This is a genomic window from Bifidobacterium pseudolongum subsp. pseudolongum DSM 20099 (assembly GCF_000771225.1).
Taxonomy (GTDB): Bacteria; Actinomycetota; Actinomycetes; order Actinomycetales; family Bifidobacteriaceae; genus Bifidobacterium; species Bifidobacterium pseudolongum.
The window spans coordinates 1-26,359 of record NZ_JDTZ01000008.1 but is presented as its reverse complement, the minus strand read 5'-3'; the positions used below and the strand labels follow the sequence as shown (position 1 = coordinate 26,359).

Annotated in this window: 19 protein-coding genes and 1 CRISPR repeat array; of the genes, 12 read left to right on the top strand and 7 right to left on the bottom strand. The window is 58.7% G+C overall.

Annotation, left to right across the window (positions count from 1 at the left end; all coding sequences use genetic code 11):
* Positions 1–2: 2 nt before the first annotated feature.
* Both OU02_RS06205 and xseA read right to left on the bottom strand, forming a co-directional pair.
* The gene (locus tag OU02_RS06205) at positions 3–353 is read right to left on the bottom strand and encodes an exodeoxyribonuclease VII small subunit (RefSeq protein ID WP_051918385.1); all 351 of its coding nucleotides are present in this window, start codon (positions 351–353) and stop codon (positions 3–5) included.
* 67 nt (positions 354–420) lie between these two features.
* Positions 421–1,710 carry an exodeoxyribonuclease VII large subunit gene (xseA, locus tag OU02_RS06200; protein ID WP_033489403.1) on the bottom strand — a complete coding sequence of 430 codons (1,290 nt, stop codon included), beginning with the start codon at positions 1,708–1,710 and terminating at the stop codon, positions 421–423.
* A gap of 356 nt (positions 1,711–2,066) precedes the next feature.
* On the opposite strand from xseA, the gene nrdD reads away from it, so the two are divergent.
* Positions 2,067–4,460: an anaerobic ribonucleoside-triphosphate reductase gene (gene nrdD / locus OU02_RS06195; protein ID WP_033489401.1), complete on the top strand. Its 2,394-nt coding sequence runs from the start codon at positions 2,067–2,069 to the stop codon at positions 4,458–4,460.
* 108 nt (positions 4,461–4,568) lie between these two features.
* Entirely contained in the window at positions 4,569–5,270 is a 702-nt protein-coding gene (gene nrdG / locus OU02_RS06190; protein ID WP_080720576.1) for an anaerobic ribonucleoside-triphosphate reductase activating protein, read from the top strand.
* Here the strand turns inward: nrdG and OU02_RS06185 are convergent.
* The 3 genes from OU02_RS06185 to OU02_RS09065 form a co-directional block, all read right to left on the bottom strand.
* Complete coding sequence (locus OU02_RS06185) at positions 5,267–5,965, bottom strand: hypothetical protein (RefSeq protein ID WP_033489400.1); 699 nt, start codon at positions 5,963–5,965, stop codon at positions 5,267–5,269. The two genes, nrdG and OU02_RS06185, sit on opposite strands and share 4 nt — an antisense overlap.
* A gap of 262 nt (positions 5,966–6,227) precedes the next feature.
* Positions 6,228–6,629, bottom strand: a complete 402-nt coding sequence (locus tag OU02_RS06180) for a DUF1304 domain-containing protein (RefSeq protein ID WP_004218228.1) — start codon at positions 6,627–6,629, stop codon at positions 6,228–6,230.
* Positions 6,626–7,357, bottom strand: coding sequence for a TMEM175 family protein (locus tag OU02_RS09065; RefSeq protein ID WP_034883802.1), 732 nt, complete (start codon positions 7,355–7,357; stop codon positions 6,626–6,628). The genes OU02_RS06180 and OU02_RS09065 overlap by 4 nt, the downstream gene beginning before the upstream one ends.
* A 276-nt stretch (positions 7,358–7,633) precedes the next feature.
* Here OU02_RS09065 and OU02_RS06170 point away from each other — a divergent pair, with 276 nt between their 5' ends.
* Positions 7,634–12,310 (top strand): acyl-CoA dehydratase activase-related protein, encoded by a 4,677-nt coding sequence (locus OU02_RS06170; RefSeq protein ID WP_033489435.1) that lies wholly within the window; start codon positions 7,634–7,636, stop codon positions 12,308–12,310.
* Positions 12,311–12,383: 73 nt separating this feature from the next.
* The gene (locus OU02_RS06165) at positions 12,384–13,655 is read left to right on the top strand and encodes a glutamate-cysteine ligase family protein (protein WP_033489399.1); all 1,272 of its coding nucleotides are present in this window, start codon (positions 12,384–12,386) and stop codon (positions 13,653–13,655) included.
* 84 nt (positions 13,656–13,739) lie between these two features.
* On the opposite strand, the gene OU02_RS06160 is transcribed toward OU02_RS06165, so the two are convergent.
* Positions 13,740–14,348 carry a Fic family protein gene (locus tag OU02_RS06160; protein ID WP_420796581.1) on the bottom strand — a complete coding sequence of 203 codons (609 nt, stop codon included), beginning with the start codon at positions 14,346–14,348 and terminating at the stop codon, positions 13,740–13,742.
* Positions 14,349–14,444: 96 nt separating this feature from the next.
* The gene (locus OU02_RS09215) at positions 14,445–14,615 is read right to left on the bottom strand and encodes a hypothetical protein (RefSeq protein WP_155270064.1); all 171 of its coding nucleotides are present in this window, start codon (positions 14,613–14,615) and stop codon (positions 14,445–14,447) included.
* A 367-nt stretch (positions 14,616–14,982) separates the two neighbouring features.
* Here OU02_RS09215 and OU02_RS06155 point away from each other — a divergent pair, with 367 nt between their 5' ends.
* From OU02_RS06155 to cas2e, 8 genes are read left to right on the top strand one after another with little or no spacing between them, the layout of a single operon-like run.
* On the top strand, positions 14,983–18,087 hold the full coding sequence (locus OU02_RS06155; RefSeq protein ID WP_033489398.1) for a CRISPR-associated helicase/endonuclease Cas3: 3,105 nt from the start codon (positions 14,983–14,985) through the stop codon (positions 18,085–18,087).
* Entirely contained in the window at positions 18,074–19,759 is a 1,686-nt protein-coding gene (casA, locus tag OU02_RS06150; protein WP_033489396.1) for a type I-E CRISPR-associated protein Cse1/CasA, read from the top strand. The genes OU02_RS06155 and casA overlap by 14 nt, the downstream gene beginning before the upstream one ends.
* On the top strand, positions 19,756–20,412 hold the full coding sequence (casB, locus tag OU02_RS06145) for a type I-E CRISPR-associated protein Cse2/CasB (RefSeq protein ID WP_033489395.1): 657 nt from the start codon (positions 19,756–19,758) through the stop codon (positions 20,410–20,412). Before casA ends, casB begins: the two co-directional genes overlap by 4 nt.
* Before the next feature lie 50 nt (positions 20,413–20,462).
* On the top strand, positions 20,463–21,644 hold the full coding sequence (gene cas7e, locus OU02_RS06140; protein ID WP_033489394.1) for a type I-E CRISPR-associated protein Cas7/Cse4/CasC: 1,182 nt from the start codon (positions 20,463–20,465) through the stop codon (positions 21,642–21,644).
* A 2-nt stretch (positions 21,645–21,646) separates the two neighbouring features.
* Positions 21,647–22,402, top strand: coding sequence for a type I-E CRISPR-associated protein Cas5/CasD (cas5e, locus tag OU02_RS06135; RefSeq protein WP_051918387.1), 756 nt, complete (start codon positions 21,647–21,649; stop codon positions 22,400–22,402).
* A complete protein-coding gene (gene cas6e / locus OU02_RS06130; protein ID WP_033489392.1) occupies positions 22,399–23,085 on the top strand; it encodes a type I-E CRISPR-associated protein Cas6/Cse3/CasE in 687 nt (228 codons plus the stop codon). Before cas5e ends, cas6e begins: the two co-directional genes overlap by 4 nt.
* Positions 23,086–23,117: 32 nt before the next feature.
* A complete protein-coding gene (gene cas1e / locus OU02_RS08590) occupies positions 23,118–24,092 on the top strand; it encodes a type I-E CRISPR-associated endonuclease Cas1e (RefSeq protein ID WP_080720578.1) in 975 nt (324 codons plus the stop codon).
* Entirely contained in the window at positions 24,092–24,451 is a 360-nt protein-coding gene (gene cas2e / locus OU02_RS08585) for a type I-E CRISPR-associated endoribonuclease Cas2e (protein ID WP_080720579.1), read from the top strand. The genes cas1e and cas2e overlap by 1 nt, the downstream gene beginning before the upstream one ends.
* A 142-nt stretch (positions 24,452–24,593) precedes the next feature.
* Positions 24,594–26,330: direct repeats of the CRISPR family, unit length 29 nt; unit sequence GTTTGCCCCGCATGTGCGGGGATGATCCG.
* Positions 26,331–26,359: the final 29 nt, after the last annotated feature.

Here is a 26,359-nt window from a genome sequence, read left to right as displayed (position 1 = left end):
GGTTACTGCAGGTTCTCCTGCGTGCCGGCCGTGCTCGCGGTCTGCGCCTGCTGTGCCTGTGCGGCGTCGAGACGCGCGCGCACATCGGCGAGCAGTGATTCGGCGCGCTGGGCAAGCGCTTCGCCGATTTCCCACTGGCGCATCGACTGGTCGAGGCTCAGGCCGCCGTTCTCCAGTGCGCGTACGGCCTGCACGAGCTTGTCACGCGCTTCCTCGTACGGCATGGCGGCGATGAGGTCGCGCTCTTCCTGCGTCAGGCTTGTAGCCGCCTGTGGGGCCTGTTGTGCGGTGTCGGCGGTTTCCCCGCCCGTGACGGTCTCTTCAGTCTGCATGATGTCGATTTCTTCTGCCATGAGTTCTCCTTGACGTGGGGTGGATGAATATGGATTGGATTGGGGTGCGATGGTGCGTACGGACGCGTCAGACGTGCGTGGCCTGGGCCTGCGCCACCACAGTGCCGTGGCGCAGGGTGATGGTGAGCTCGTCGCCCACCTGCACGTTGGTGGCGTCGTCGACCACATGGCCGCTGGCGTTCTGCAGCACCGCGTAACCGCGGTCGAGCGTCGACTGTGGGCTCAGCGCGGTCAGTGTGGCTTTGAGTTTCTCCACACGCATCTGCGCGTCGTCCACGATGCGTGTCAGTCCGATGCGCATCGCGCGCACGGCGTCGGCGATGTCGCGCTCGTGCGATTCGACCATCGTCTGCGGGTGGGTCAGGCTCGGGCGGTTCACGTACCCTTCGATCAGTCGCGACTCGTTGTCCACCATCGCGCGCATGCGCATGCTCATCGTGCCGATTGCGCTTTCGACGAGCTGCTGTTGCTCGCGCACGTCGGGCACCACGCGTTTGGCGGCGTCGGTGGGGGTGGATGCGCGCATGTCGGACGCCAGGTCGATGAGCGTCCAGTCGTCCTCGTGCCCGACCGCCGAGATGATCGGCGTCACGCAGGCTGCGGTGGCGCGCACCACGCGTTCGTCGGAGAAACCGATGAGGTCTTCGAAACTGCCGCCGCCGCGCGCCACGATGATCACATCCACCGCCGGGTCCGCGTCGAGCTCCTGGATGGCCTGCACCACTTCAGGGGGGCATTGCGGCCCCTGCACATGCGCGTGTTTGACGGCGAAGTTCACGATGGGCCAGCGCAGGTTGACGTTCGTGATGATGTCGCCTTCCGCGCGCGCGCCGGGGGCGCACACAATGCCGATCGTCGTGGGGAATTCGGGGATCGGCACTTTGTTGGATTCGTCGAACAGGCCTTCGCCTTTGAGCTTCTTGCGCAGTTCGTCGATCTGTTCCTTGAGGCCGCCGGATCCGATGCGCCGGATGTCGTCGGCGCGGAAGCTCAGGCGCGTGGATTTCACCCACAGGTCGGCCTGGCCGTGCATGACCACGCGGTCGCCCTGCTGGAACGCGCGCGCTTTCTGCGCGAACGCGCCGAAGCCGAGTGCGGAGATCGACACCTCTTGGAAGCTGTCGCGCAGCGTCAGATATACGGTGCCGGTGCGCCGCGCGTTGATCTCGATGATCTGCCCTTCGATCCACGCGGCGGGCCAGCGTTCCACGGCGTCGTGGAAATGCTGGCTCAACAGCGAGACCGGCCACGGGTTTTCGGGGGTCGTGTCGCGCGCGAACCGGGGCAGTTCGTCGGGCGTGCGCGGCCTGTCGAGCGGCGAGCCGGCGCTGCCCGCGCCATTGTTGTTCCAAACCATACTGACTAGATTCCATCAGCGAACGGACATCGTCAAGGCGTGTGATGCGGCGTGTCGGTTGGTTTTCCCGGCCGGCGAACACTCTTGCGCACGCCTCGGCCGGGCGCTCCGATACCATAGGTCTGCGCGGATTTCCGCACGGCGAACACGGCGGGTCGTGACGAGTATCACACGCATGTAATTTGTGGCGGAATTTCAACAAAAACCCCAAGATATAGGTCACTCGACGGCGAGTTGTACTAGATATGGGGGGTGACTTTGGCGTACAGTTCTGTCAGGCAAGTACGGCGCCCCACTGCTGCGGGCGCTTCGACAACACGGCCGGTGGCACCGGTCCCTCGAGAACAGGAAAGCGAATGGAAGCTCAGATCATGGACGCCCCGCGGACACAGACAAGGAACGCGGCCACGGTGTTGGTCGAGAAGCGCGATGGTCGCATCGTGGATTTCGACCCCATCAACATCGTCGAGGCCGTCAAGTCCGCATTCGCAGACCTAGACAAAGAAGTCGGGCCCGAAGAGGAGCGCATGATCCGTGACCTGGCCAGCCAGGTGGAAGGCGAAATCAAGGAACGTTACAACGGTCCCGCCAAGATTGAAGACATCCAGAACCTCGTGGAGCACGCGCTCATCGAGGACCACCTGTACGAAGTGGCGCGCACCTACACCAATTACCGTCTGAACAAAGACATCGAACGCGCCAAGGCCACCGACATCAACGAGGCCGTCAAGCGCCTCGTCAACCGTGACGAATCGCTTGTGCGCGAAAACGCGAACAAGGACTCGAACGTCTACGCCACGCAGCGCGACCTGCTCGCCGGCGCCGTCTCCAAGGCGTCCGCGTTCTCCATGCTGCCCGACGCGGTCGCGAACGCGCACATGAAGGGCGACATCCACTTCCATGACGCCGACTATTCGCCGTTCACATCGATGAACAACTGTTCGCTGCCTGATTTCGGCGACATGCTGCGCCATGGCTTCGCACTCGGCAACGCGATGATGGATTCGCCGAAGTCCATCGGCACCGCCGCCACGCAGATCACGCAGATCATCAAGGACATCGCCGGCGCGCAGTACGGCGGCCAGACCGTCAACCGCGCCGACGAGATGCTCGAGGACTACGCCAAGCGCGACTATGCGAAGAACATGGACATGGCCCGCGCCATGATTCCCGATTCCACGCCGATCGCCGTGGCCGAAGACATGGTGCGCGGCCTCAAGGCGCAGGAGCCGCGCTGGCTGCATTTCGAGAACCGCGAGCCGCTGCCGATGGACGAGGCGTTCGACAAGGACCTGCCCGAACTCGACCAGCTGCGTGAGGTCTATGCGAAGATCATGACGCGCAAGGCCATCTACGACGCGATGCAGACGATGGAATACCAGATCAACTCGAACCGCGTCTCGAACGGCCAGACGCCGTTCGTCACCGTCGGCTTCGGCCTCGGCACGAGCTGGTTCGCCCGCGAGATCCAGCGCGCGATCCTGCTCAACCGCATCCGTGGCCTGGGCAAGGACCGCCACACGGCGATTTTCCCCAAGCTCGTGTTCACAATCAAGCACGGCATCAACGCCGACGAGGGCGACCCGAACTACGACTTGAAGCAGCTTGCGCTCGAATGCTCGACGAAGCGCATGTACCCGGACGTGGTGTTCTACGACAACATCGTGAAGATCACCGGCTCGTTCAAGGCGCCGATGGGCTGCCGCTCGTTCCTGCAGGGCTGGATCGATCCGAAGACCGGTGAAGATGTGGAAGACGGCCGCATGAACCTCGGTGTCGTCACGGTTAACGTGCCGCGCATCGCGCTCGAATCGCACGGCGATGTGGACCGCTTCTGGCGCTTGTTCGACGAACGCATGGAGACCGCGCACCAGGCGCTGCAGTTCCGCATCATGCGCTGCAAGCAGGCCACGCCGGTCAATGCGCCGACGCTCTTCCGCTACGGCGCGTTCGGCCGTCTCGACGCGAACGACAATGTGGACCAGCTGTTCCGCAACGAGCGCGCCACCGTGTCACTCGGTTACATCGGCCTGTATGAGGCGACCGCCGTCTTCTACGGCAAGAACTGGATGCGCGACCACGGCTGGGATCCGCAGGGCAAGGAGTTCGCGCTCGAGATTGTGCGCCGCATGAACCAGCTGTGCAAGGACTGGTCCGCCGCCGAAGGCTACCACTATTCGGTGTACTCCACGCCGGCCGAATCGCTCACCGACCGCTTCAACCGCATGGACCGCGATAAGTTCGGCGAGGTCGAAGGCGTGACCGACCACGACTTCTACACGAACTCGTTCCACTACCCGGTGTGGCTGCAGCCCACGCCGATGGAGAAGCTCGACTACGAGAAGGACTTCCCGTACTACGCTTCGGGCGGCTTCATCAACTACTGCGAGTTCCCATGCCTGCAGGCCAACCCGAAGGCGCTCGAAGCCGTGTGGGATTACGCGTACAACATCGGCATCGGCTACCTCGGCACGAACACGCCGATCGACCACTGCTTCGAATGCGGCTTCGAAGGCGACTTCGAGCCGACCGAAGAGGGCTTCAAGTGCCCTGAGTGCGGCAATTCCGACCCGGACAAGTGCAACGTGACGAAGCGCACATGCGGCTATCTGGGCAACCCGGTGCAGCGCCCGATGGTGCACGGCCGCCATGAGGAGATCGCCCACCGCGTCAAGCACATGGCCGGCGAGACGGGCCGCGTCACGCTCGACAACGGCGAAACGCGCGAATGGTTCGAGGAGACCAAGTAATACACGCAGCGCATAGCGCGACCGGCAGGGCGGCGCATCCGCGGTAAACGCGGGATGCGCCGCCCTGCGTCATGATGGATGCAGATCGGGTAGAAAGAGCAGGAACGCATGGTACAGGCAGGCACACGCCACGATTTTGTCAAGACCAAGGAATACCGGGGGCCGTCGGTCCCAAGCCCGTTGACGAACAACCCGCGCGCGGGGCAGTGGACGAATGCGATGAGCCACAACATGATCGCCGACTACAAGCGGTTCCTCATGACCGACGGCGAGGGCATTCGCTGTTCGTTGTATGTCTCGGGCTGCCCGTTCCACTGCGAAGGCTGCTACAACTCATCGATCTGGGATTTCCAGGCGGGGCATGAATACAACGAAAGGCTCGAGGCGCAGATCATGGACGACCTTGCGCAGAGCTTCGTGCAGGGCATCACGTTCCTTGGTGGCGAACCGCTGCTCAACACCGGTGTGCTGCTGCCGCTCGCGCGCAAGATCCGCGAGCGTTTCGGCCATACGAAAGACATCTGGTGCTGGACCGGCTACACATGGGAGGAGCTCATGCGCGACGGCGAGACGCAAGACAAGCTCGACCTGCTTCATGAAATCGACATTCTCGTTGACGGCCGCTATATCAAGACGTTGCACGATTCACTGCTGCAGTTCCGCGGTTCGCGCAACCAGCGCATTCTCGACGTGCAGGAGTCGTTCAGGCAGGGCAAGCCGGTGGTGTGGGCGAAACTGCACGACCAGGAGCGTTTCATTCCCGAAATCTACGGCAAGGAGCGTGCCGCCGGCGAAGGCGACGCCAGCTAGTCCGCTTTCTGCGCCTGCCGGTCAATCCACGCGTTCACCGCGTTCGTCGCCTCGTCGAGCGTGGCCTGCGCCGCCTTGTAATAGCGAGAATCCTTGATGCCCGACTCGTCGAATTTCTCCTGGGCGAGGTCGAGCGCCGCTTCGAATCCTGCGGTGAGCTGCCTACCGACCGCGGAATCCGCATACCGCTGCTTGAGCGTGTCGAGCAGCGCGCGCCCCTGGTCTATGGCCTCCTGCAGATTCCTCTTGGCCTGCGCGACGTCCTCGGTATCGGAAGACGCCGCAGATTCCGACTCGTCGCCAGTGTTATCTGTGTCTGCAGAGGCACCGCGCACGATCTGCGCGGTCGATTTGCGCAATGATTCGGTTGCACTGTTCAGCGTGTTCGCCACGAGATTGAGCTGTATGATCGTCGCGTTCGCCGCACACCCCTGCTGTGCCACGGTGCCCTCCGCCGCGCTCGCCGCATCGGCTGCCGCGTCGAGAATCTTGTCGACGCCGAGCGCATTACGCACCAGCTTCTGCAACGCCGGCGAATCGCTCGTCGTGTCAAGCAGCGCCTTGCGTGCCTCGCTGAACTCGCTGACCGCCGTCTGGCAGCGCGCATACGCCTCGTCATGCTTGTTCTTGTAGATGATGCCGCCGACCACGCCGCCCACGCCGCCCACGATCGCCACCACGGTGATGATTGCCACGACTACAGGCCACCTCCTCCTACGCTTGCCTCCATCCCCGCTCTCTGGTTGATAATTCGCCTGCTGATAGGAGGGCGCCTGATAACTCGGCGGCGCATACCCCTGCTGCATTGGAATCTGCGTGGTGGGCATGTCAATCCGCTGCGTCGGTCGCTCGACGTTGGAATCGCTCATCGTGCACCTCGTTTCAGTCGAAGAATCTGCAATCATCTTACCTATAATCAGATGTGCAGATTCCTACGCCGCAACGAGTGTGGGAGACTCACGCGAACAGGATGAGGGCCACGAGCAAGGCGATGAGCGTGAGGGCGGGGAAGAAGATTTGCTTGATGGCAGCCGAATGCTTGTCTGGCGCGGTGCACAGCAGCACGAGCGCGGCGCAGAACATCGAGGCGGAGCCGGCGGTCATGAGTGTCACGCCTACCACGGTCACGCCGCACCATAGGACGATGGCGCCGCCAATGGACATGATGGCCAGAAACAGGTTGTAGAAGCCTTGGTTGAAAGCCATTTCCTTGGTCTGTTCAGCTTCGTCGGCACCCATCGAGAAGGTCTCTCGGGTGCTGCGTGACGTCCACAGGAACGATTCCATCACGAAGATGTAGACATGCAGCAGGCCCGCCAGCATAGCGAAGATGGAGGCCGTGATCAATGCGGTGTTCATTGCTTGTCTCCTTCGTCGGCTTCCTTTGCGGCTTGCTTCGCAGCTTCTATGGCGGCCAAATACTCTTCCGCTGAACCCCCTACGGCGGCGACGTCGTCTGGCGTGGCCATGCCGTTGTTCGCCAGCGCGTCCTTCTTGATTTTCACCTGCATGCGGCGCTCGGCCGAGGTGCTTTTGAGGAATAGGAACATGGCGGCGGCCAGTGTGAACACCAGCATGGCCGGCGGCCAAATGGTCAGTGTGATCATTATGCCCACGATCTTGATTGCGAGGTCCCAGGACAACACATTGAGGCGTACTTTCATCAACGCCGCGTAATCCTTGCTGATTACCTTGAGATTCGCCCGCTCCAGACGCCAGCTCAACGCGATGTTCGTGATCGTGAGCACGATGACGTCGATGCCGTAGAACGCTTGCGCGGTGCTGCTATAGAAATTGCCAGCCACCAAGCTCGTCGAATACGGGATGAGCGAGCAGAAGAACAATAGTGTGATGCTCGTCCACAACACCGGCTGGTCGACGAGCTTAACGCCGCTCCATTCGATGTGCAGGTGCACCCACATCGATCCCAGCCAGAAGAACGAGAACGCGTAGGCCAGAAACTGCGGCCACAACTTCCCGAATCCCGACCACGTCAGCGGATCCGGTTTATCCAAATCCAACACGAGAATCGTCATGATGATGGCCAGCACCGCATCGGTGAACGCCACTACTCGTTCCTTGCTCATCGCACACTCTCAGACCCTGCGACTACCTATCATCTCTCCATCTTAGCCTATCCTCCCGCGGCCCGCTCCTGACTATTCTCACTGCTTATTTCCACGCAGATTTCCACACCTGCACACACGGTGTGGAAAACCGACAAACCATGCCGAATGTCGTGACTATCGGTAGGGACGATTCGGTAGAATAGTGAGATTATGGCTGCCAGCACGCGAGAAAACAGGGCTCCCGCTTCCGGCATGCCAACCAAACTTGAATACCGCACGAAACACGAGGTAATGATGGCTTCTCTGGTGCAAGAACCTTCGTCGATCTCTCAGACCCTCAACACCGAACCACGCCCGCTGCGCATAGGTCTGGACATCGGCTCGACCACGGTCAAGGCGGTCGTGCTAGACGATTCCGACTCCCTCGATGCCACCCTGTTCGCAGATTACCGTCGTCATCATGCGAACGTGCGCGCGACGATGGAGGGATTGTTGCGTGACATCCGTGCCCATCTCGCCGAACTGGGTCGCGCAGATGAGCCCGTGCGCCTAGCCATCACCGGTTCGGGCGGTTTGGCGCTCGCCGATGCCGTGCATGTGCCGTTCGTGCAGGAGGTGATCGCGGAGACGCGCGCAATCGACGAGGCGATCCCGCAGGCGGATGTGATCATCGAACTCGGTGGCGAGGACGCGAAGATCACGTACCTGAAGCCGACCCCCGAACAGCGCATGAACGGCTCGTGTGCGGGTGGCACCGGCGCGTTCATCGACCAGATGTCGACGCTGCTCGACACCGATGCCGCCGGTCTCAACGAGATGGCGAAGTATTACCAGACGCTGTACCCAATCGCATCGCGTTGTGGTGTGTTCGCAAAGACGGACCTGCAGCCGCTCATCAACGACGGTGCTGCCAAGCCCGATCTTGCCGCGTCGATCTTCACCGCCGTGGCCACGCAGACGATTGCCGGCCTGGCTTCGGGCCGTCCCATTCACGGCACCGTTGTGTTCCTGGGAGGCCCGCTGTTCTTCATGAGTGAGCTGCGGGAGGCGTTCCGCCGTGCACTCGATGGCAAGGTGGACGAGTTCATCACCCCAACCGACGCGCACCTGTATGTCGCCTACGGTGCGGCGCTCGCCGTTGGCGAGCCCGGCCAGATCGAACATGCCGACGAGTACCCGGCACGGTCGCTCGACGACATTATCAATGCATTGGAGGATCTGAAGAACCTGCCGTCGAACACGGCCACGATGCCGCCGCTGTTCGACACCGCGGCCGACCGTGACGCGTTCAATGCGCGTCATCACCGTGAGCATGTGCATGTGGGCACGCTCGAGGGAGCCCGTGGCCCGCACTTCCTGGGCATCGACGCCGGTTCCACGACGATCAAGGCGACCTTGGTCAACGATGACCGCGAGATCGTGTGGTCGTCGTATGCGACGAACGATGGCAGCCCGTTGACTGCGGCGATCGAGATCGTCAAACGCATCCAGTCCGAATTGCCGAGCGATGCCTGGATCGCACGTTCCTGCGCTACCGGCTATGGCGAGGGTCTGATCACGACCGGTCTCCATCTCGACGAGGGTGTGGTTGAGACGATGGCTCACTACCGTGGTGCCGAAATGGTGAGCCCGGGCGTCACCGCCGTCATCGACATTGGCGGCCAGGACATGAAGTATCTGGCGGTCACCGACGGCGTGATTGACTCGATCGCCGTCAACGAGGCCTGCTCGTCGGGGTGCGGCTCCTTCCTGCAGACCTTCGCACGCTCAATGGGGCTCACGATCGAGGAGTTCACGCAGGCCGCCCTGAATTCCGAGCATCCTGTGGATTTGGGCTCGCGATGCACCGTGTTCATGAACTCGAGCGTCAAGCAGGCGCAGAAAGAAGGCGCGAGCATCGAAGACATCGCCGCCGGCCTGTGCTATTCCGTCGTGCGCAACGCACTGTACAAGGTCATCAAACTGCGCGATTCGGGCGAGCTCGGCAGCACGGTCGTGGTGCAGGGCGGCACGTTCCTCAACGACGCTGTGCTGCGCGCGTTCGAACTGCTCACCGAACGCGAGGTGACGCGCCCCAACATCGCCGGACTCATGGGCGCCTACGGCGCCGCGCTCACCGCGCGCATGCACTACGACGACATCGCCGACGACACGGACGGCGACACCGACGCCGCCGGCGTGCACGTGGCGCGCATCGACGGCGTGGACCACACCGTCTCGAGCATCCTGCACGGCACCGCCCTCGACGAGCTGTCGATGACGACCGAACGCGACGTGTGTAAACTGTGCCAGAACCACTGCAAGCTCACCATCACCACATTCCACGACGGATCGCGCTATGTGACCGGCAACCGGTGCGAACGCGGCGGCGACGCCAAACGCAAACGCAGCGACCGGCCCAACCTGTACGATTTCAAATACAAGCGTGCCTTCGCCTACCGCCGTCTGACCGACAAAAAAGCCACGCGCGGCGAAATCGGCATACCCCGCGTACTCAACATGTACGAGAACTACCCGTTCTGGTTCACCCTGCTCACGAGCCTCGGATTCAAAGTCGTCATCTCCGGACGCTCCAACCACGAACTGTTCGAAACCGGCATCGAATCCATCGCCTCCGAGAACATCTGCTATCCGGCGAAACTCGTGCACGGGCACATCAAGTGGCTCCTCAACAAAGGCATCCGCACGATCTTCTACCCATGCGTCTCGTTCGAAGACAATCTGGTGCCGGAATCCGACAACCACTACAACTGCCCGGTCGTGGCGAACTACCCGGTGGTCATTGGAGCCAACATGCCCGAACTGCGCGCAGACGGCATACGGTTCATGCGCCCCTACTTCAACCTCTCCAAGCACAGCCTCATGGTCGACCGCATCGTCGAGGAATTCGCATGGGCCGGCGTGACACGCGAGGAGGCCGAAGCAGCCGTCGCCGCCGCCTACGCCGAAGACACCGTGTTCAAACACGACGTGCAGCAGGAAGGCGTGCGCGCGCTCGCCTACATGAAGGAGCACAACTGTCGCGGCATCGTGCTCGCCGGGCGCCCCTACCACGTGGACCCCGAAGTCAACCACGGCATCCCCGAGACGATCTGCTCGCTCGGCATGGTCGTGCTCTCCGAAGACTCCGTCAGCTGGCTCGACCCCAACGACGTGCCCGCGCTCACCGCATATCTCGCCGAAGACGAAACCGACCCGGCCGCCCACACGAGCGAAGGGTTCCGGCACGTCAACGACCGCAAGCTCACCACCATGCCACTGCGCGTGATGAACCAATGGGCCTATCACGCGCGCCTCTACCGCGCCGCGCAGTTCGTGGCCTCCTGGCCCGGACTCGAACTCGTGCAACTCAACTCGTTCGGCTGCGGCCTTGACGCCGTGACGACCGACCAGGTGTCCGAGATCCTCGCCGACAAAGCGGACGTCTACACGATGCTCAAAATCGACGAAGTCTCCAACCTCGGCGCCGCCAAAATCCGCCTGCGCTCACTCAAAGCCGCCGTCGAGGAACGCGAACGCAACGCCCAGCGCGCCGCTACGCCCGCAGCTAGCGCCGGCACCTTCCGGCACACCGGCACCGCAGCGCCCACACCCGGCCGGCAAATCCTGCTCGACGCCGTCATGGGGAGGCAAGCCGGCGGCGCCCAGCAGAACCGGCAAAGCGCCACCATGAGCGCCTACGCCAACCGCGTGCCCTTCGGCAAGGACATGCGCCGCGACTACACCATCGTGGCCCCGCAGATGAGCCCCATCCACTTCCGGCTCGTCGAAGCGGCCATACGCGCCTCCGGATACAAATTCGACGTGCTCGAACACGCCAGCAAAACCGACGTGGAAACCGGCCTCAAATACGTGAACAACGACGCCTGCTACCCGGCGATCATGACCGTGGGCCAGCTCGTGGAAGCCATCAAATCAGGGCGGTATGATCCCGACAGCACGGCGCTCGCGATTTCGCAGACCGGCGGCATGTGCCGCGCCACGAACTACTTCGCCCTGATCCGCAAGGCGCTCGTGGACGCGGGCTATCCGCAGATCCCGGTGATCGCGATCTCCACGCAGGGATTCGTGGACAATCCCGGGTTCACCCCCACCGTCCCGCTGCTGCACCGTGCGGCGAAATCACTCATCATCGGCGACTTGCTCATGAAGTGCCTGTACCGCGTGCGCCCGTATGAGGCGAATCCGGGTTCCGCGAACCGCCTGTACGAGCGGTGGAACGTGATCGTGCGCGAGACACTGCTCAACCACGGCATGTCGAAGACCGCGAAGATGCTGTACGGGCGCGCGTACTGGCCGTACGCGAAACTCGTGGCGAAGATCGTGGAGAGCTTCGACGCGCTGCCGCTGCGGGACGTCGAACGCAAGGTGCGCGTCGGCGTGGTGGGCGAGATCCTGGTGAAATACCAGCCCGATGCCAACAACCACGTTGTCGAAGTGATCGAGTCACAGGATTGCGAGGCCGTGGTGCCCGGCATCATCGACTTCATGACGATGCGCCCGTACATCAACGACTGGAATGAGCACAATCTGGGCACGGGGCGCAACAAAGCGTTGTACACGGCGTTCAAAGGTGTGATCCACACTTACATGAAACCTGTGAACGATGCGCTTGAATCGAGCGGCGGCAAATTCGAGAAAGACCTGCCGATGGACCAGCTCGTGGCCAAGGCGCAGACCGTCACCTCGATCGGCGTGCAAGCCGGCGAAGGCTGGCTGCTCACGGGCGAGATCGTGGAGCTCATCGAATCGGGCTGCCCCAACATCATCTGTGCACAGCCGTTCGCATGCCTGCCGAACCATGTCACGGGCCGTGGCATGTTCGGCAAGATCCGCCGGCTCTACCCGCAGGCGAACATCGTCTCGATCGACTACGACCCCGGCGCGAGTGAGGCGAACCAGCTCAATCGCATCAAACTGATGATCGCCGCGGCGAAGAAGAACGCCGCAGCCGGACGCAGCAGTGTGTGAATTGTGCACGTTATAGGGATTTTTTAGAACAAGCGCGCCGTGTCCATATGCGCGCGCGTTAGTATGGGCACTTATGACAGCACCACGAGTTTCCTACGCGCACCTGCTGGTTCAGCCGAACCCGCGGCACGTGCGCAGCCTTGTCCGCTTCTTCGAGGAGGGGTGCTCCGCGCCGGGGACCGGGGGGTTCGGCGTGGAGATCGAACATCTGCCCGTGCACAACGCCGACGACACGGCGGTCACGTACGGTGAGCCGAACGGCGTGGAGGAACTGCTGCGCCGTCTGCGCCCGTACTACGACTCCGCGCAGGAGTACTGGCAGGACGATCATCTCGTCGGGCTCGCGCGTGAGGGAATCGCCATCTCGCTCGAACCGGGCGGGCAGATCGAGACGTCGATCGGCATTTTGCGCAAACCCGAGGATCTGCTCGAACTGCACGGGCAGTTCATGCGCGAAGCCACGCCGATCCTCGACGAACTCGATTTTCGCTTGGTGAACTACGGCTATCAGCCGAAGAGCTCGTACGCGGACATTCCACTCAACCCCAAATTGCGTTACGCCGCGATGAACGAGTACTTGGGGCGCATCGGGCAGTTCGGACCGTGCATGATGCGCGCATCCGCCTCCACGCAGGTGAGCATCGACTATACGAGCGAGCGCGACGCGATCGACAAGATGCGCCTCGGCACCGCGATCGGCCCGATCCTCGCATGGTTCTTCCGCAATACGCCGTATTTCGAAGGTGCGCCGAACCCGTGGCCGTTGTGCCGCCAGCGCATGTGGGATTACCTCGACGTGCAGCGCACCAACGTGACGCCGGGCCTGTACGACGAGCGGTTCAGCTGGGAGGATTACGCAGCCGACGTGCTGAGCACCCCGCTCATGTTCGCCGACCTGACCCACACGCCGGAAGCGGAAGGAGCGTCTGTGCACGGCACTGAGTTCACGGCGTTCTACACGACGGCCGCCGACCTATACCCGGACCGCGAGCTCAACGCGTACGAGATCAACCATGTGCTCTCCACGCACTTCAACGATGTGCGCCTGAAGAACTTCATCGAGATGCGGCACTGGGACTCACTGCCGATCGAGCGCGCGGAACTGCTCACGCAGATCGTGAGCAACCTGTTCTACGATGTGGAGCGCCGCGGACGCCTCGAATCGTACTTCAGCGGACTGACCGGCGAAGACGTGCACGCCGCAAAAGCCGTGCTGCAGGCGCGCGGGGGAGACGCGAAGCCCTACGACCAGCCGATGGACTACTGGGCCGAAGTGCTGGGTGTGGGCGATGCGCTCGCCGACGTGCCGGGCGACGCGAAGTGGCCGGAGGTGCGGCAGGGGTAAGGCTGTAATTACCGGCTGGAAGTTCCGTGAACGATACCGTCTGCATCATCATTGTTGGCGTTTGCCCCGCATGTGCGGGAATGATTACCTATGGTTGCGGAGATTGATGATGATAGTGGCCATGGCGTTTTGTTCGTCCTGGATGCTCGATCCCAGTATCTCCAGGAATGGGTGGGCATTGTCGTGGATTTGCCATTGTTCGAGGATGCGGCTGTAGTTCCTGCCGGCGTCATGTTTGATCGCCACAGGTGGGTAGCCTGCCTCCAGCAGCATGAGATTGAGCAGCTGGCGCCCGGTGCGCCCATTTCCGTTGGCGAAGGGGTGGATGTTCTCGAAGAACGTATGGAATCCGGCGGCTTTCAATATGGTATGCGCCGTAGAGGAGCGGAGAGACTCAATGAGCGCTTCAACATCCTCGTATATCTCCAAAGGATCCGCCGTCTTCACTGTGGTCGCGGTGATGCGGGCGATGTAGCCATATGGCCGGAATTGTCCGCGCATGACCCGCTGCGCATCCAGTGTGGTGACTTCATGCAGACGCTTGATCAAATCCACGTTCAGGGGTGCGTGTTCCTGTGCCCAGCGGCGCACGTAATCCATGCCGTCGCCAACGCCTTTGGCTGCGAAGATGTCTCTGGCCGGCCCATCGGACGGGACGAATTCTCCTTCGAGTACCAGCTCGGTGTCCAGCAAAGTGAGCGTTGATCCCTCAATCGCGTTGGAGTTGTATACGTAGCGGCTCAGCCAGTCGCGCCTGTGGTCATCGATGGCTGATTCCTCGATGCCGTCCTAGGGGAGTGTGGCTTCAAGTTCTTTTTTCGTGTTGTCGATGGTTGACAGCATTTGGCGGATACCATGTTCTTGCTTCAACCGGTCCAGCGTGAGGGGGAGGTCCTGGATGCGCTGCAGCAGTTGCGGGTTGGGTGTCATCGATCCCGCACGGGATGCATGTTCGGCCATGTAGTCTGTTCTCCGATTTGCTCATGCCGAATAAGTCGACATAGAGGTGATAAGCCAAGCCATCTTGAAGGAGGGTCTTGGCGTTGGGTTGGATGGAAAATCCCGCAGACTGCAGGTCGATAGTTCACCATGATACAGATGGGTAGCGAAAGTCCCCCGCATAGTATTTCAATGCTCTAAGTTGTTTGCTGGAGTGATGGCCTTCCCGTTATACTTACTGTGTCCTGCAATTGCGGGAGTGATCCAGGGTTTATGTGGTACTTCACAAGTGCCCTGCATGTGCGGGGATTCATGTCTGGGGCCGCAATTTGACAAATAAAAAACAAGGGGTTAATGTGTCTCTTACCAGCCAAAGAGGGAGGGGGCAATGAGCATCAATACGAAACTCACCAATGCGTCCAAATCCATCTGGGCTAAGAGTGTCTTTCGTGGTGACCCCAATGACCATCGTTACCTCCTATTGTGGCAGCATCTGCAGGATTGTGCTGCTGTGGCGCGTCGCGTCTGGAATGACTTCCTCCCTGACGCTGTGAAAGAAGAACTTGTTGCCGATCTGGGAAGCGAACGGGCGACGGTGGGGCTCATATCTTTCCTTGCGATGATTCATGACGTTGGCAAAGCATCGCCGGCTTTTGAAGTGCAATGTGACTATCTTTGCGACCGCGTGCGAGAACACGGTCTGAGGGTGGATGAGCAGTTTTTCGCATGCCACAAGGAGGAACGTGCCGGGTACCGGCATGAGCTGGTCGGCTACCAGTCTGTATGCCAGTGGTTCAGCCGTAGGGGGTACCAGACCGATGAGGGGAGTATGGCCAATGGTGTCGCCTACGTCGTCGGTGGCCATCATGGCACATGTGTCACAGCCGATAAGAAGCGCTTGCTCGGCAAAGCGGAGGCAAAACACTATCTTGGTGGGCAAGCTTGGGATGATGTCCGGCAGGACATCATCAACTGGGCTGCCGAGGAGACCGACTTCGAAACGACACTACATTTGTTGGACGATCGTCCATTGCGGTGCCGAACACAGATATTGCTGACGGCCATTGTTATCATCTCTGATTGGATCGCGAGCGATAGCTGGCTGTTTCCGCTGAATTCGAGCGAGGTCGATGAGCAATGCTTCGATGCTTTCGAACGTGCGCGCCAGGCATGGTGGCAGCTAAATCTGCCTCGACCATGGCAGGTTTCCCTTGAGGAATCCACGCCGGATGCATTGTTCGCTGAGCGGTTCGACATTCCGGGGGCACACCTTCGCCCCGTTCAGCGGGAGGCTGTGCGTCTCGCGCAGACCATGCCATCACCGGGTCTCATGATCATCGAGGCGAACATGGGCGAAGGGAAGACCGAAGCCGCTTTGTTGTCAGCCGAGGTCTTGGCCGGCCGTTTTGGATGCGGCGGCGTATACTATGGCCTGCCCACCCAGACAACAGCGAATGCCATGTTTCATCGTACCTTGGGTTGGATAGGTCGTTTACCTGCCCCCGAACAGGGTACCTTGGGATCAGTGTTCCTGTCCCATGGAAAACGTGAGCAGAACGAAGAATACTTCAATTTGACGGCGCGAACCTCTGCTGCCAATGTGTTCGAGATGCGTAATGGCGAATATATTGTGGATGATGAAAATCGAACTGGCGGTGATGGTGCGTCGAATGGGTTTGAACCAAGTATCGAAGCGGTTGTGAATTCGTGGCTTTCTGGGCGCAAGCGGGGGAACCTCTCTGATTTTGTGCTTGGAACCATTGACCAGATTCTGATGATGTCCTTGCAGTGCAAGCATCTCGTTTTGCGTCATTTTGCGTTTGCCGGCAAAGTGGTCATTCTTGACGAAGTGCACTCGAATACTGCGTATATGAATGTGTACTTGGAAACCACTCTTTCGTGGCTGGGATCCTATGGAGCACCCGTCATCATGCTCAGTGCAACACTTCCGCAGGCAAGACGCGAGGCGTTTCTTGAGGCATATCGTCGTGGCGCTGCCGCGCGAACGGATGCGCAGCATGAGCCAGAACAGAGCCTCATGGATTTTCTCACTGCTCGCAAGTCCGTCATACAAACCGAATCCAGCAGCAGACGTCAAAGCTCCGATACCGGTTCGGAGGCCGTACGACGTTGTGGCAAGGTGCTGGATACGCGATACCCGCTCATCTCATATGCGTCAGGCGGAGAGGAGCCTCGTTCCATTGCGCCGAAGCCATCCGGGCGTGAATCTAGTGTGCTGGTCCAACGAATTGCAGACGATGACGAGACGTTGGTCCAGCTGTTGCGTGACAAGCTCGCGGCTGGTGGCTGCGCCGTTGTGGTGAGGGATACGGTGCAGCGCGCCCAACGCACTTATGATGTGCTCAAGAAGGTGTTCGGTGATGTGATGGATGTGTCGCTGGATCATGCGCGATACATGGCGTGTGATCGTTCTGCCATCGATACTCGGTTGCTGGAGCGTTTTGGCAAAGACAGCACCCCCGCCACCCGGCAGGGCATTGTGGTCGCCACCCAAGTCGTGGAGCAGTCGCTGGACGTCGACTTCGATCTGATGGTTACTGATATCGCGCCGGTTGATCTTATCCTGCAACGCGCCGGACGACTGCATAGACATTGCAGGGGAGAGGACGAGTGCAATCGTCCGGAACCATTGCGTCAGGCCCAGTTGTATATCAGCGGCATGGAATCCTGTGATATCGAGCAGCCACCGGTATTCGCCAAAAGCATCGAATCGGTGTATGAACGGTTTTTCTTGATGCGCACCGCTGCACTTATGGGGTTATGCGATAGCGAACCGGTCATGCTGCGTCTTCCGCAGGACATACCGCAATTAGTGCAAGGCGTGTATGACGTGGATCGTGATTGCTGTCCGGATGCATGGCATCCAAATGAGCGGGATGCACGTGGGGAATTGCGTAAGCATGTGTGGGACAGCGAGAAAAAAGCTGCGCAGTTCCGCATTTTCAGACCGGATGAAGCGCGGTCTCCTTATTCGCTCGGTGACTGGCTGAAGAAGTGCATGCCCGATTCCGATACGGCTCATGATTGCACAAGCCGGCAGGCTCGCGCATCCGTGCGTGACAGTGATGACTCATTCGAGGTCTTGCTGTTGCAAAAAGACAACGAAGGGAATCTGTGCTTACCGGCATGGGTGGATGATTCCCCGCGGCGGATGCTTGCAAACGGATTTGAGCCGATGACTGCGGAACAGGTTCGTGCAGCGCTGGCCTGTTCTATTACGTTGGGCGCCAGTTCGTTATGCTGGCAGAATCTGGATGCTGTTATAGCTTTTCTGGAATCCCCACAGAACGTTCCCGAGGAATGGTTCACGCTCATGCAGCAGCATCGCGAACTCAGTGGGCAGCTGCCGATTGTGTTGGATGCTGCAGGAAATACCACAATACAAGTTTACGATAAAAAATATAATAAAATTGTAAAAATATTTATTCATTATTCAATGGAGAAAGGATGGGAAGCGCATGTCGAAGAGTGAATCATCAGATGGCAGGGAACAAGCGTCCTTCAATCTGCTTGACCGGCCTTGGATACCCGTTTCCATGAAGAACGGTTCCGACGGTGAGGTCTCATTGAGGGACCTGTTCTGTCAAGCAGAGGACATCGCCAGAATCTCAACCGGCAACCCAATACAGGATGCAGCTATACTGCGTATGGCCGTAGGGGTGTTGTATGGGGTATTCGGCAATGATTGCCCACAACACCAGTGGAGCCAGATACTGAAACTAGGGTCAAGCGACACAGCGATTTGGAACCTGTTTGAACAGTATTTTGATAAGTATCATGAGAGGTTCGATCTCTTTGATGAACAAGCTCCGTTCTATCAAGTCGCTGGACTCCACACCGCTAAAAATGAATTCGCCGGTCTGGAAAAGATAGTCTCCGACATTCCCTCGAACGAGGGGTCACGACTCTTCTCCATTCGAGGTGTGCAATCCTTAAAGCATATGAGCGCTGCTGAAGCGACCCGTTGGCTTGTGTCCACGCAGGCGTTCGACCCCTCCGGAATCAAATCCGGTGCTGTGGGCGATCCACGTGTCAAGGGAGGTAAAGGCTATCCCTTGGGTATTGCATGGAGTGGGCATCTGGGTATCGTCATCGCTGAAGGTGACAATCTATGGAAAACGCTGATGTTCCAATATGTTGGACGCGATGTGTTGGGAACCAGCGAACCCGATGTAGATTGGTCCGATGATTCTCCGATCTGGGAGCGGCCCATAACAAACGAACGGCCCGAAGAGGGCTACAATCAACCGGAAGATGCGACTGGAATCGCATCATATTGCCATGGCCCTGCAGCGCTGCTCACATGGCAATCCCGCCGCATCCTGTTCCAACACGATGGTGAGGTGGTGACGGGCGTACTCCTCTGTAACGGCGACCGTCTCAAGCCCCAAAACACCCAAGGGTACGAGATGATGACTGCGTGGCGGCGCAGCCCCAACCAAGAAAAAACCTTGAAGATGCCGTTGGTGTATATGCCGAGGAAACATGATCCGTCACGGGCGTTGTGGCGTAACCTGCCAATGCTTACGGTGCCACAGGAAGAACACGAGACGAATACTACCCCCGAAAACATGCGTCCACGCGTCCTTGATTGGCTTGAACAAATGCATGTCCAGGATCAACCGATACGACTTCACGCCTACGGGGTTGTCTATGGCAACAATGACGCCGTCATCGACGCCACGGTAGATGATTCACTCGATTTGAACCTATGCATATTGACCGCGGAGGACCCCCGCATTGGCCAGTCCATCACTGATGCCATCAACATAACCGATGAGGGCATCACCATATTGGCGAATTTCGCAGGCAATGTCGCGAAATCCGCAGGACTTGATCCAACGGCACCTCGCCGGAAAGCACGTGAATTGGCGTATTCGACATTCGACAGGGAATTTCGCGAATGGCTTCGAGGCGTCACTATTGACAACTGCGAAGCGAAGCTCCGCGAATGGAGGTGGCGTACAAGGGAAACTCTCCTCGCATTGGAGTTCGAACTCGCCCAACAGGCATCCACCCGCGCCATCGTGGGGCGTGACGTGAAGGAAAATCCGGAAGCGGAAGCGAAGCATTACAGCGTTGCGCTTGCAGAGATTTGGTTCAAGGCATCACTCAACAAACGAATTCCAAAGGAGGAAATGTGAGTCAGACAACCAAGGAACAGGAATCGCAACTCAGTCCATTTGGACAATGGGTTTCGCACACAGTGCGGTTACTTGTCAACGGTCACGAGGGCAGGAAAGACGGATATCTTGACGACAATGCTCAAGCCGTGGCGGCCATAGCGCAGTTGGCGCATGCGGTGGGTCATGAAGTTGGTGCCGATCCCGCCATCATTGCATGGACGGTGCCGAATATGCATGACACCAACATTTATCCCCATGGTGTTCGCCCCTCAGACGGACCCACCGATGAAGAGCGCGCAGCCCATGCGGCAGTTACGCTTTTCGCGGTCCATCAACAATCCCAACGCAACCAGCCGATGCACGTGGATGCGTATATCTCGCTGGGAAGGGCGGTCGGAGGTATGGCCGTTGGCAATTTCAACGAGAAAGGAATCCGTTCGACATTTGACAAACTGCAAACAGCCTCAAGCTGGACGGAGATGGTCCGGCATGCACGGCACCTCATTGCTCTGCTCAAGCGAGAGGATCTACCAATCAACTACGGTCTGTTCGCCCAAGATCTCATGCAGCTGCAACAAAGCCGCACCAAGGCGAACGCCGTTCGGCTCCGGTGGGGACGCGACTATCTGAGCGCATATGCATCTGGGAAGAACGAGCCAGAAAACGCATGACAATCCCAATATCAACAACCAACAACCAACATCAATCGAAAGGAACAACAATGTCCACTCGAACCATTGTCGAAATGCACGCACTGGAGACCACGGCGGCGGCGAATCTGAACCGCGATGATACAGGCAGCCCGAAAACCATGGAATATGGCGGGGTCACGCGCGCACGTGTTTCAAGCCAAGCATGGAAACGGCCAATCCGCCAGATGTTCGATGATTTGCTCGATCCGCAGGAACTCGGCATTCGCAGCAAAAAAGTCGTTGAAATCCTCAGCAAGCGTATCGCGGCGTTGGACGATTCCTTTGCGGATGAAGCCCCAGATCTTGCCGAAGCGGTGCTCAGCAAGGGCGCTGGAATCAAGCTCACTGCACCGCGAAAGAAAAAAGGTGCCGAAGATCAGGAAGACAAGCGCCTGAACCAGTCTCAGTATCTGTTGTTCCTCGGCAACCGACAGTACGATGCGCTTGCCCAGCTTGCCGTTGATGCACGCAGGGAATCTTCGGGCCTCAAAGAAGCGCAGACGGCCATCGGCAAGATGAAGAAGCAAATCAAACAAATCATCAAAGATGACAAGTCGATTGATGTTGCACTGTTTGGACGCATGGTTGCGGATGACACGGATCTGAACATCGATGCCGCGTCCCAGTTCGCCAATGCGTTCAGTGTACAGGCGGTGGACACGGAATCCGACTTCTTCACGGCAGTGGATGATATACGTAATGCGGGTGACGCTGATGACGAGAACGGCGGTGACAGCGGGGCGGCCATGCTCGGCGAAATCGAATTCAATGCCGCCACATACTACCGTTTCGCGGATGTCGACGCGAATCGCCTTTATGACACGTTGGGCGATGTGGAAGCCACCGCAAAGGCGATAGGTGCATTGGTGAAGGCATTCGTCATGAGCATGCCGCAAGGGAAAAGCTCGACCTTCGCGCAAGGAACTTTGCCTGATTTGGTTGTTGTGAATATTCGCGATACACAGGCAGTGAATATGAGTGGTGCGTTCCTCACACCGGTCAAGCCGAATTATGTGGAGAATGCGACGAAGGCCTTGGTGCGACGCTCAAAGGATATGGATGACGTCTACGGTGTGACACCTGTGAAAACATGGGTCGTCCGTATCGGCGACGCAACGAAGGACGCTGATGCGCTTGCGGAGGCGGTTTCGTTGCGCGAACTCGTCGATGGTGTGGAAGAGGCTGTCTCGTCCCGCTTGAGTCAGGAGTGACAATGCCTGTCTTGACCATGGTATTGAAAGGCCCCATGCAGTCATGGGGATCGTCCAGCCGGTTCGCGCGAAGGGACACCAATCCAGTACCCACGAAAAGCGGGGTCATTGGCATGATTGCCGCGGCTTTGGGCATTGGGCGCGAAGATTCCCTTTCTCGTTTTGAGGGGCTGCGTTTCGGCGTCCGTGCGGATCAGCCGGGTGTCCTACTCGACGATTATCAGACCGCGAAAACGGAAAAAGGCGATATGCTTCCCCTCTCGCACAGGTTCTACCTGCAGGATGCGGTTTTTCTCGCTGCTCTGGAGAGTGAGGACCCGGTACGATTGGCGGAATTCCAGAACGCACTCCGTGCGCCGTATTATCCGTTGTTCCTCGGGCGTCGCACCTGTGTGCCGGATGGGCCGATCATCACATTCCTGACAGACCTGACGTTGGAGGAGACGCTGCAAAGCACCCCCTGGCAAGCTGAGGAATGGTATCAACGACGCATTCTTCGCAGCAGGGAGGGAGCTCGCAAGAGCGATACGGCCCCCACACATCCGGATGTTGCGGAAATCATTGTGGAACCATTGGCGGACGATGACACAAATCAGGGGTTCTCGGAAACCCTCAATGATGAGCCGCGGAGTTTCAGTCCATATGACCGACAATGGGCGAGCCGACGCTATCGACGGATTGTGCCAGCCGCATTCGATGATCGCTATGGACATGAGGATTGGTTCAGTGCGGTGAGCCAGGCGGGAGGTCAACAATGACGGTATTCTCCAGAATACTGATTGATTCAAGGGACAGACGCGCGATGTATGTCTTCGGTTCATTGGAGCGTTTGCACGCCGTGGTTGCTCGTGCGACAAATTCCGATGCGTCGGGTGACCAGCATCGGGTACTTTGGCGACTCGACAAAGCATCCCATGGTGCCATGCAGCGTCTGTATATTGTATCGCCATCCGAACCAGATCGCTCTGTTTTCGAAGAGGAGCTGGGTGTGAATGCGGATAGGGATTGCTCGAGCTGTGATTATGGTCCATTTCTGGAGCACTTGGAAAGTGGACAGGAATGGGCTTTCAGAGTCACAGTCAATCCGACGCATTCCGTCCCCTCTGAAGGATTTGCTTCACGAGGGCGACGCCAACCGATTGTTCGGCGAGATGAGCAGGCTGAATGGCTGTTCAGGAAGTTCCGAAAAATTGGCTGTCATATGACCATCAACAGGTTGGATCAACCTGAGGTCGCCATTCGTGGAACGCAGCAAATCTCATTCCGCAAACGTGGTACTACCGTTGTGTTGACTCAGGTCACGTTTGAAGGCATCCTTTCCGTGGATGATCCCAATACCCTGCGTCAAGCCCTCGTGGACGGAATAGGTTCCGCGAAGGCATACGGATGCGGATTGCTCACGCTCGCACCGTTGCAGGTGCGTTCAATGGACGCAATCTGACAACTGAAAGCCAGGGCAGAAGGAGGACGTGCATGGGTAACGTACCGGGGGTGAAACCGCCAGAATTGCAATCTTTGGTCCGAATCCAAGACAGATTGACATTTCTGTACGTAGAACATTGTGTGGTGAACCGTGCCGATAATGCGATCACCATCACCGACAAACGAGGTACCGTGCACGTTCCCGCTGCCGCATTAAGTGTCCTGATGCTTGGCCCGGGCAGCAATGTCACGCATGCGGCCATCAGTCTGTTGGCGGAATCGCGATCCACATGTATCTGGGTAGGAGAGCGAGGCGTGCGTTACTATTGCCATGGCGCCTCGCTCGCCAACTCCACGAGATTGTTGGAAAAACAAGCTAGACTCGTTTCCTCGGAACGAAGCCGCCTGAAAGTCGCACGGAAGATGTATGCCATGCGTTTTCCGGGAGAGAAGACGGACGGATTGACCATGCAGCAGCTGCTTGGGAAAGAGGGAACTCGTGTGCGTAGGGCGTACGAACGAGAATCTGCCCGAACAGGGGTGGCATGGTCTGGCAGGTCATACAAGACTACAGATTTTGATGATGCGGATTTGGTGAATAAAGCATTGTCTGCGGTGAATACGTCATTGTACGGAGTGGTCCATTCGGTCATTGTATCGCTAGGGTGCTCTCCTGGATTGGGTTTTGTTCACGCTCGTGATGAACGCAGTTTCGTCTACGATATCGCGGACTTATACAAAGTGGACATCACCATTCCTCTTGCATTTGATCTTGCGGCGCTTGAGGTGGCAGATATCTCATCTGCGGCTCGAAAAGCACTGCGGGATAAAATGAAAGATGGTAAATTTCTTGCGCGCTGTGTGCATGATATCCGTTTTCTTTTTTCTGAAGAAGAGGAAGATGATATTGTGACCGAAGCTTGTGATATCACCACACAAATCTGGGCTGGTGCTGCAGACTATTCGCAGGCCGGACATAACTTCTCCGCTGGTTCTGCCAATGACCATTACGGAGATGATGTGTGATGATTGTCATCGTGCTGACGGCTGCGCCTCCCAAGATACGAGGTCATCTCACACGATGGTTGTTTGAGATATCTCCAGGTGTGTATGTGGGAAAAGTATCAGCCTGTGTTAGAGAGTTGATTTGGGAGCAAATTCTTGACAATATCCGAGATGGGCGCGCCGTAATGGTGTATTCGGAGAATAATGAACAGGGACTGGAGTTCAAAACCTACGGACAGGAGTGGTCGCCTGTTGATTTTGAGGGCCTTGAGCTGATTATGAGGCCTCATGATCAAGGCGAATCCAGCGGGAGATCTCAGGGCGCATCTCGTAGAAAAGGTTGGAGCAATGCATCGCGATATCGTCGTTTTGGTAGATAGTTGTTGCTGCGATGTTAAACTGGGGATTGCGTGCCGACGTGAGGAAGTTTGGAACCATGATGACGTTAGCGAAATGTGACCGACTGTGCAAATCGAATTTTTCGAGTATTGTCGGAGTGCGTTTTGCTAATGGAATCAGACTGTTTGCCCCGCATGTGCGGGGATGATCCAAGTGTCACACTTATATGCAGTGGGAGTAGTGGGTTTGCCCCGCATGTGCGGGGATGATCCGGCTCAGCGTGAAAAAATCGCTACCGTTATGGGGTTTGCCCCGCATGTGCGGGGATGATCCGTTCGCAGACATGTGGGATAATGCTGACGGCATGTTTGCCCCGCATGTGCGGGGATGATCCGATATTTTGCACGGTCAGTTTCTGTGTCTCGCTGTTTGCCCCGCATGTGCGGGGATGATCCTTATGCAAGTCACTGTCACCGCAAAAACACGTAGTTTGCCCCGCATGTGCGGGGATGATCCGAAGTGGCCCTTGCCGGGGATCTCGAGGAAGCGGTTTGCCCCGCATGTGCGGGGATGATCCGGCGCTGTTCACGCGCGACGTGACCGGCGACGCGTTTGCCCCGCATGTGCGGGGATGATCCGGGGCCGTCAACACTCCCAGCACCCTACCCCCGGTTTGCCCCGCATGTGCGGGGATGATCCGGCGAAACGTGACATCGTAGTGACAGGAAGCAAGTTTGCCCCGCATGTGCGGGGATGATCCGGAGGCCGCCGCGAGCACGGCGACGATGGAGGGGTTTGCCCCGCATGTGCGGGGATGATCCGTCGGTTGGAACCTCCTCAAGGACGCGTTCGGCGTTTGCCCCGCATGTGCGGGGATGATCCGCAGGGAAGTGATGATGGCAGAGCGAACCACAAGTTTGCCCCGCATGTGCGGGGATGATCCGGACACGAACATGACCACATACCAGAACGGGCCGTTTGCCCCGCATGTGCGGGGATGATCCGTGCAGGCGGGCAATGAAAAAACAAACGTGTTCGTTTGCCCCGCATGTGCGGGGATGATCCGGCGCTCTAATTCCAATAATGCGTTATTGAATGGTTTGCCCCGCATGTGCGGGGATGATCCGACGACCAAGCCAGCAGCATGTGCGACGACACGGTTTGCCCCGCATGTGCGGGGATGATCCGGCCGACGAGATCCTCGGAGCAGCCAAGGAAGAGTTTGCCCCGCATGTGCGGGGATGATCCGCGCGGACACGTTGCGCGTAAAGGCACGCGCCAGTTTGCCCCGCATGTGCGGGGATGATCCGTTGTTCCTTGTTGGATATTTTTAGTATAGCAGGTTTGCCCCGCATGTGCGGGGATGATCCGCCTAAGCGTAAAGCGGTCAATAATAATAACAAGTTTGCCCCGCATGTGCGGGGATGATCCGGCCGTCGAACACGGTATGCCCGTAGTCAATATGTTTGCCCCGCATGTGCGGGGATGATCCGGCGCAGGATGCGGCCGCGTGGCTCAAGGACCTGTTTGCCCCGCATGTGCGGGGATGATCCGATCCTCTACTCGGCGCGCACTGTCACCATTGAGTTTGCCCCGCATGTGCGGGGATGATCCGGCATTGAAATTAGCAAATGGACCAGCAACTGTGTTTGCCCCGCATGTGCGGGGATGATCCGTCCTCGATGGTGGGCGCCATCAGACCCAAGGCGTTTGCCCCGCATGTGCGGGGATGATCCGGATCTCGTCGGCCTTCGCGTCGAGTTCCTCTTGTTTGCCCCGCATGTGCGGGGATGATCCGTCCTCGAAGTCCACGCCGGCGCCACGGGCGGCGTTTGCCCCGCATGTGCGGGGATGATCCAATCTCATGTGTATGAGCAATTTTACGTACTGGGTTTGCCCCGCATGTGCGGGGATAATCCGATGCATGAGGTGGTCACTGGGTGTGTGTG